The sequence below is a fragment of the Nonomuraea sp. NPDC046570 genome (assembly GCF_040645915.1).
Lineage (GTDB): Bacteria > Actinomycetota > Actinomycetes > Streptosporangiales > Streptosporangiaceae > Nonomuraea.
In genome coordinates this window covers 41,422-47,866 of the sequence record NZ_JBEYZF010000044.1, presented here as the reverse complement: position 1 = coordinate 47,866, position 6,445 = coordinate 41,422, and the positions used below count along the sequence as shown (strand labels likewise).

9 protein-coding genes are annotated in these 6,445 nt (G+C 67.9%); 5 read left to right on the top strand and 4 right to left on the bottom strand.

The window, feature by feature from the left end; translation table 11 throughout:
- A partial coding sequence (locus ABZ911_RS38295; protein WP_358067879.1) for a hypothetical protein occupies positions 1 to 65 on the bottom strand: 65 nt, incomplete at its 3' end.
- 305 nt (positions 66 to 370) lie between these two features.
- Between ABZ911_RS38295 and ABZ911_RS38290 the strand changes: the two genes are divergently transcribed.
- The 4 genes from ABZ911_RS38290 to ABZ911_RS38275 all read left to right on the top strand — a co-directional run bounded on the left by ABZ911_RS38290 (position 371) and on the right by ABZ911_RS38275 (position 3,628).
- Positions 371 to 979 (top strand): DUF6461 domain-containing protein, encoded by a 609-nt coding sequence (locus tag ABZ911_RS38290; protein WP_350923684.1) that lies wholly within the window; start codon positions 371 to 373, stop codon positions 977 to 979.
- A gap of 30 nt (positions 980 to 1,009) precedes the next feature.
- Complete coding sequence (locus ABZ911_RS38285) at positions 1,010 to 1,273, top strand: hypothetical protein (protein WP_358067868.1); 264 nt, start codon at positions 1,010 to 1,012, stop codon at positions 1,271 to 1,273.
- 496 nt (positions 1,274 to 1,769) lie between these two features.
- Positions 1,770 to 2,942 carry a histidine kinase gene (locus ABZ911_RS38280; RefSeq protein WP_358067865.1) on the top strand — a complete coding sequence of 391 codons (1,173 nt, stop codon included), beginning with the start codon at positions 1,770 to 1,772 and terminating at the stop codon, positions 2,940 to 2,942.
- Positions 2,939 to 3,628, top strand: coding sequence for a response regulator transcription factor (locus tag ABZ911_RS38275; protein WP_358067862.1), 690 nt, complete (start codon positions 2,939 to 2,941; stop codon positions 3,626 to 3,628). Before ABZ911_RS38280 ends, ABZ911_RS38275 begins: the two co-directional genes overlap by 4 nt.
- 35 nt (positions 3,629 to 3,663) lie before the next feature.
- Here ABZ911_RS38275 and ABZ911_RS38270 read toward each other — a convergent pair whose 3' ends face one another.
- Positions 3,664 to 4,446: a CPBP family intramembrane glutamic endopeptidase gene (locus tag ABZ911_RS38270; protein WP_358067876.1), complete on the bottom strand. Its 783-nt coding sequence runs from the start codon at positions 4,444 to 4,446 to the stop codon at positions 3,664 to 3,666.
- 699 nt (positions 4,447 to 5,145) lie between these two features.
- Between ABZ911_RS38270 and ABZ911_RS38265 the strand changes: the two genes are divergently transcribed.
- A complete protein-coding gene (locus ABZ911_RS38265) occupies positions 5,146 to 5,715 on the top strand; it encodes a DUF4158 domain-containing protein (RefSeq protein WP_358067860.1) in 570 nt (189 codons plus the stop codon).
- Here the strand turns inward: ABZ911_RS38265 and ABZ911_RS38260 are convergent.
- Positions 5,666 to 6,100 carry a hypothetical protein gene (locus ABZ911_RS38260; protein ID WP_358067858.1) on the bottom strand — a complete coding sequence of 145 codons (435 nt, stop codon included), beginning with the start codon at positions 6,098 to 6,100 and terminating at the stop codon, positions 5,666 to 5,668. The two genes, ABZ911_RS38265 and ABZ911_RS38260, sit on opposite strands and share 50 nt — an antisense overlap.
- 75 nt (positions 6,101 to 6,175) lie before the next feature.
- Positions 6,176 to 6,436 (bottom strand): hypothetical protein, encoded by a 261-nt coding sequence (locus tag ABZ911_RS38255; protein ID WP_358067855.1) that lies wholly within the window; start codon positions 6,434 to 6,436, stop codon positions 6,176 to 6,178.
- Positions 6,437 to 6,445 lie beyond the last annotated feature (9 nt).

The following is a 6,445-nucleotide window of genomic DNA, read 5'->3' as shown; positions in this document are numbered from 1 at the left end:
TTCTGGAGGCTTCTGGCCTTGGGCCAGTCCCCCTCCTGAACCGCCTTGAAGATCCTGCACCGCAGCCGCCGTATCTGCTCCTCCTGAACACGCCAGTCGAAGGCCAGCTCATCAACAACGTCTGGACGCCCACCTTCAACGCCTCACTTCGTCAGGTGAGCACAGACCACAACCAAGCCGCAGGACGCGACCTGGCGGCCTTCTACGCCCGCTACCGCGTCTTCACCTCTGGCCAGCTCGAAGGCGGCGCGGGCAACTGGCCGTCCAATGCCTTCTGGGTCAGAATCCGCAACGGCGCACCACCGTCATAACGTCATAGCCGGGAGAGGGCCTCGCCCTCTCCCGGCTTCTCCACCATCGGAAGGTGAGCATGCAGTCGCCGACGCACCTGCACGATCTCCTGGTCTCGACCATCTTCACCGAGGGACTCGATGACGAGATGGACCTCTGGACGCTGGGATTCAGCGCCCTCTGGGTCAAAGGAATGGATCGCGACGCCGTCGCCGAGGCCTTCTCCCTGGACCTCGTCACCAGCACGCCGAGCCACCTGAACGAATTGCTCGACAACAGTGAGGAAGGCGGGCCCACCTGGGTGGGCGAGGCCGGAGGGTGGACCTGCATCATTCCGGGGCCGACCGACGACGATTTCCTGCTGCCGTTGACGGCGGGCGGGCGGGAGGCGCTCTGCTTCAGTATGGATATGGGCGGCCATGACCATTTCAAGTATCTGAAGGACGGGGAGGTGGTTGTCGCCTTCCAGCCCACCTGGCCCGACCCCGTACACGGGAGCGATCCGCACGCGCTCGACCACCTCATGGAAGGGCTGCGCTTCCAGACCAGCGGCGACGACGTCATCGAGGATCGCGTGGACGAGGGCGAGAGCATCAGCTCCGTCCTGACGCTGATCGGCCGAATCACGGGGACGGACATCGCCGCTGACTGGCTTGAGGCGACGCACTCGCTCATCTACCCCCGCTAGTGCGTTGACCACCATGGTTCGCCGGGTGCGGTGGTCAGGCTGCTCGGGATGTGGTCGCCCGACGCGGGCTGTACCGGGATGGGCGTCGAATGGACCACCTTCTGGCGGCTCGAACCCCGATCGGGCAGCGAACCCGCCCCGGTGGGTCCTACCTTGGCCGAGACCTACGAGGACAAACTCGAGGCCATCACCGACGGCACCGCCATCGCCATCGTCCCGGCCGGCGACCGGCGCTACACCCTGCGCCCCGGCCTGGTCACCGTTGCGGGATCGAGCCTTGCCAGATCGTCGTAGCCACCCGGACCGCGGACACGAACCCACTCGTCACAGAGTTCGTACGATCCGCGAAGGATCTCCTAGTCGGGCCCATCACCAGCGTTACGGCCCCTCCCGCCCGCTGATGGGAGGGTTCCCGGCGCGGTGCCACGACGGAGAGGTCCGCCGCCTTGGCACCGGAGACTCCGGCGAGCGCGGCGATCGTGGAGATCAGCAGAGCGGCGAGGAAGCCGCCGAGCCTGGTTTCCCAGGTCACTGGAGAGCGGGGGAGCCCCAGAGCCGCTAGTTGATCTTCTTGCCCCTCTCGGTAGGCCTTTGGAATCTGCCCGTTATGCCCGCTGCCCTGGCTCGGGTTAGTGCTCGACGATGTGGCCTCGGCGGCTGTACGGCAAGCGCGATCAGACCCGCTTGGACGGTCAGGGTCGCCCGCCGGCGCTGCGGCCTGCTGCCCGCGCTCGGTGGTGAAAGGTGCTGAGGCCGCCAGGTACAGGCAGAGGGCCGTTAGACTACACCGATGAGCGTTCCCCTGGCCGTCCGCTCATGGTCGGCGTGGTGGAGAGCCCAGCAGGCCTCGGTCAAGGACGGCGCGCTCGCGGCGACGCTCACTGCGCTGGCATTCGTACCGACGCTGTCCGTCATTGGAGCGCAGCTCAGTGACCTGCCGAAGCGCCCGGCCGACGCCTTGGCGGTGGTGCTGACCGTGGCGCAGTCGGCGCCGCTGGCGTTCCGCAGCCGTCACCCGGCGGCCTGCCTCGCCGTCATCGGCGCCGCCTTCGCCGTTCATCAGGCGCTCTGCTATCCGCAGACGTTCGCCAGCATCGGCTTCTACCTGGCCCTGTATACGGCCGGAGCCCAACAGTCCCGGCACCGTCGCACGCTCGCGGCGGCGGTGAGCGCCGGCTACGCCGCGCTCGCGATCGTCCTGAGCCAGCTGGGATCCCCCAACCGGGACTTCCTCGCCTTCTACCTGGTTCTGGTGGTGCTCTGGATGGCCGGCGCCGGGATGCGCCGACGGCGGGCCGAGGAGGCCGAACGGCGGCGGCTCGCCGTGCTGGCGGCCGGCGCCGACGAACGCGCCCGCATCGCCCGTGAGCTGCACGACGTGGTCACCCATCACGTGACCGCCATCGTGGTGCAGGCCGACGCGGCACAGTTCCTGGTCGGCACCGCACCGCAACGCGCAGGGCAAGGGCTGGCCGCCATCAGCGACACCGGCCGGCAGGCGCTGACGGAACTCCGGTATCTGCTCGGTGTGCTGGAGGCGACCGGCGACGCCGCGCTCACGGACCATACGCCGGCCCTCGGCAGTGTCGCCGACCTGGTCGAACAGGTCCGCATGTCCGGCCAGCCCGTCGAACTGACCGAGCACGGCGAGCGCCTGCCCCGGCCCATCGACGTCGAGCTGGCCGCGTACCGGGTGGTTCAGGAGGCCCTCACGAACGCCGTCAAGCACGCGACGGGCCAGCCCACCAGGGTCACGGTCCACCACCGCGCCGGCCACATCGACATCGAGGTGACCACCGACGGGATCGCTCACGCAGAAGGCCCCGCCGTGCCGTCCGGGGGACGAGGGCTGGACGGGCTGCGCCAGCGCGTACACATGCTGAACGGTGAGCTGACCGCCGCCGCGCGGCCCGAGGGCGGGTTCAGCGTCCGGGCCCTCATCCCGTCCAGGAGCACCGCATGACCAGTACGCCGATCCGGGTGCTCATCTGCGAGGACCACGAGCTGGTGCGCACCGGCTACACCACGGTCTTCTCCGCCCAGCCCGACATGGAGGTCGTCGGCGAGGCCGCGGACGGCCGCGCGGCGATCGAGGCCGCCCGGCGGCTGCTGCCGGACGTCGTCGTGATGGACATCCGGATGCCCATCCTGGACGGCATCGCGGCCACCAGGCAACTGGCCGGGCCCGGCGTCGCCGATCCGGTGAAGGTGCTGGTGGTGACCACGTTCAACGTCGACAAGTACGCCTACGAAGCGCTCAGGGCAGGCGCCAGCGGGTTCCTGCTCAAGGACGCGCGGCCGAAAGAACTGGTGGACGGCGTACGCACCATCGCGCGCGGCGATTCCCTGCTCGCGCCCGCCGCCACCCGTGCCCTCATCGGCCGCTTCGCCGAGCGCTTGCGCCCCACCGACTCCTCCCGGACGGCCCTGCAGGAGATCGTGCGGGCACTGACTCAGCGGGAGCTGGAAGTACTCGAACAGCTCGCTGAGGGCCTGTCCAACGCGGAGATCGCCGCACGATTGTCCATCAGCGCCGAGACCGTCAAGACGTATGTGTCGCGGATCCTGGCCAAACTCGACTTGCGGGACCGTGTACAGGCGGTCGTTCTCGCCTATCGCGTGGGATTGGTCTCCGCCGATCAAGGTTGATGCGGCGCCGGCTCCTGCGGCCGGCGTCGTTCCGGTCAGGCGGAGAGCTTGACGCGGCTCGGGCGAGGCCGGATCTGGCCGGTGCGGGCGGCCCGCCGCAGCAGGAGGATCGTGGGCACCATGCAGACCAGCAGCGCGAAAAGACTGGCCTCGGGGCCGAAGGTGCCGCCGGTCAACGCGGACGGGCCGGACAGCGTTATGTTCAGCAGGCCCTCGGGCGGTACGGCCGATCCGGAGACCGTGACACCGAAGATTCCGGCTTGGGTGAAGTTCCAGGCGAAGTGCAGGCCGATGGGCAGCCACAGCGAGCGGGTGGCGACGTAGGCGGCGGCCAGCATGACTCCGCCCGTCAAGGCGATCGCGAGCGCGCCCCACAGGGTGGCGTTGGCGTTGACCAGGTGTATCGCACCGAACAGCAGCATGGATACGACCAGGGCGATCACAGTGCCGATACGTTCCTCCATGATGCGGAACACCACCCCGCGGAACAGCAGTTCTTCGGCGACGGCGACGCTCGCCATCAGGCCCGCGGTGCCGAGGAAGCCGCCGAAGGAACCCCAGGACACCTCCTGCCAGCCACCGAACACCGCGATCAGCACCATCAACCCTGCGAACAGGGCCAACCCGAGCACCGTCCCGCGCCGCAGCTGGGACCATCGGCCCGTCTTACCGAGTTCGGGGATGTCCGGCCGGAGCTCGACGGCCCGGCACAACCATCGGTAGCAGGCCACAGCGGCGATGGCCAGGCCGACGCCCACCGGCAGAGCGAGGAGAGGGACAGGCGAGACGAGTTGGTTGATCCCGCCCGTCACCACCATCACACCGAACAACGCAACCAGCAGGACAGGGAACCGGAACCTGCGCAACCGGCCGCGGCCCATAGCGAGGCCGGCTTGCGGGACAGTACTTTCCGGGTGCTCCGCGGACGCCACGATCGCGATCCTTTCGATCAATTTCCGCGGTGTCTTCCGCGGCTTAACAGAGGTTAGGGATCAGAGCCGGGCGTGCCATCCCCCTGGAACGGACATCGCGGTAGCTCTCACGGGGGATCAGGAACCGTCCCGGCTTCTGTCCCCGCGCGTCGCCGAGCGCTGAGATTGATCTTTCGGATCTTCTTCCCATACTCCTTCGCCGAGTGACTGTTACAAGCGAAGCGAACCTGAGAGGCCGAAAGCTGCTGACGAGACAGCAGGCCCCCCGTGGCCGGAGTGGATCGGCCTGCGCTTCACGTGGCCAGGTTGCGAAAGGCCGCAAACGCCCAGGTGGGAACGTTCCAGTGCGAGGTTGGCCGGACCTGTCCTACTGTCCTCGGCAGCGGGCCCGCAGCCATCGTTCGTTGGCGTTGGCGTCCGGCGCGCGCGCGAGCGCACCGCCACGAGCAGGATGGCCCCCCACTCGGGTCGCCGTCACCAGGGGCAAAGTAACTCTGCGTGATCGCTGTTCGGGTAGATGGCGAGGGGGTGACCAGCTCCGACATAGGGGAAAAGTAACTTTAAGTCCCGTCGCGGGTTCACTGCGTGACGATCACGGCTCGGACATACCAGTCGGTAGTGACTCGGTTACAAAGCATCCTTCTTCCGGCCTTCGGTGGAGATCGGGAGAAAGGTGCGGACGTGAGACGTGAGTGGGAGCTGGAAGACCTGATCGAGTGCTGGACACTGGATGAGGAGGAGCTCGCCCTGTTGGCGAACAAGTCCGGGGCCACGCGCTTGGGCTTCGGGCTGATGCTCAAGTTCTTCGAGCTGGAGGCGCGGTTCCCTCGCCGGGAGGACGTGCCTCGCCCGGCGGTGGAGTTCATGGCTGGGCAGGTCAAGGTCGACGCGGCCTTGTTCGCCTCCTATGACTGGTCGGGCCGGACGATCAAGAATTCGGGGTCAGAGTGTGGCGGAACGAAAACGTACGCTAAGCCCGTTCCCGCAGCTCAACCGAGTATTTCTGCAAATCACGCAGCGTCACGACAGTCACAAAGAGTTACCTTGCCCCTGGTGACGCCGACCCGAGTGGGGGGCCATCTTGCTCCGCGCAGCGGCTTTAAGGTCAGGAGCCGACGCCCCAGTAGGTGCAGTGCCAGGAGCCGCGCGTCTTGACGCAGGCGCGGAAGCTCCGGTACCCGCCCCGGTCGTTGATGGCCCACGTCTGGGCGCCGGTGCGGCCGCGGTGGACCGTGCCGTGGCAGGCGTGGTAGGTGCGGCCCTTGGTGTCGGACCAGTCGAGCGAGACCTTGTCGCCCGGGCGCAGGCCGTAGCCCTTGACGAAATAGATGTCCTGCCCGCTGTAGGCGTTGGCCTTCATGAAGAGCCTGACGTTGTAACCGCTGACGCGGTCGACCTGCCCGCCGGAGCGCGGGGTATCGATGCGGGGTCCGCAGGAGTAGTTGATCGGGCCCGCCGCCGCCTGGGCGGGTACGCTCGCCACCGCCAGGCCGCCCGCCAGCGCCGCGGCCCCCACCAGCACCTTCATCGTACCGATCATGGTGTCCCCTCCCCTGATCCGAGTTGATGACCGAAAGGTAGGGGAGCGCGTGTTGAGGATCTGTTGAGATCTTGCTCAACCACGGCCGATCCTGGCCGGCTGCCTCGACTGGGCGACCAGGCGGGCCGGCGAGCGACGAAACCCCGCACCCCGGCGGCGGCGCCGCGCGTCGACCGGCCCGGCCAAGGCGTCCACGTCGACCCGCCCGCCGAAGCAGCTGAGCTGGACAGTTACGGTCTGGACGGGGTCGTTGTGCACCGTGTGCCTGCCGGCGGGGGCCGGGGGCTTGGCCTTCCCTGGTCTGAAACGTTCGGAACTGGTGATCTTCAGGGGCATTGTGATGCT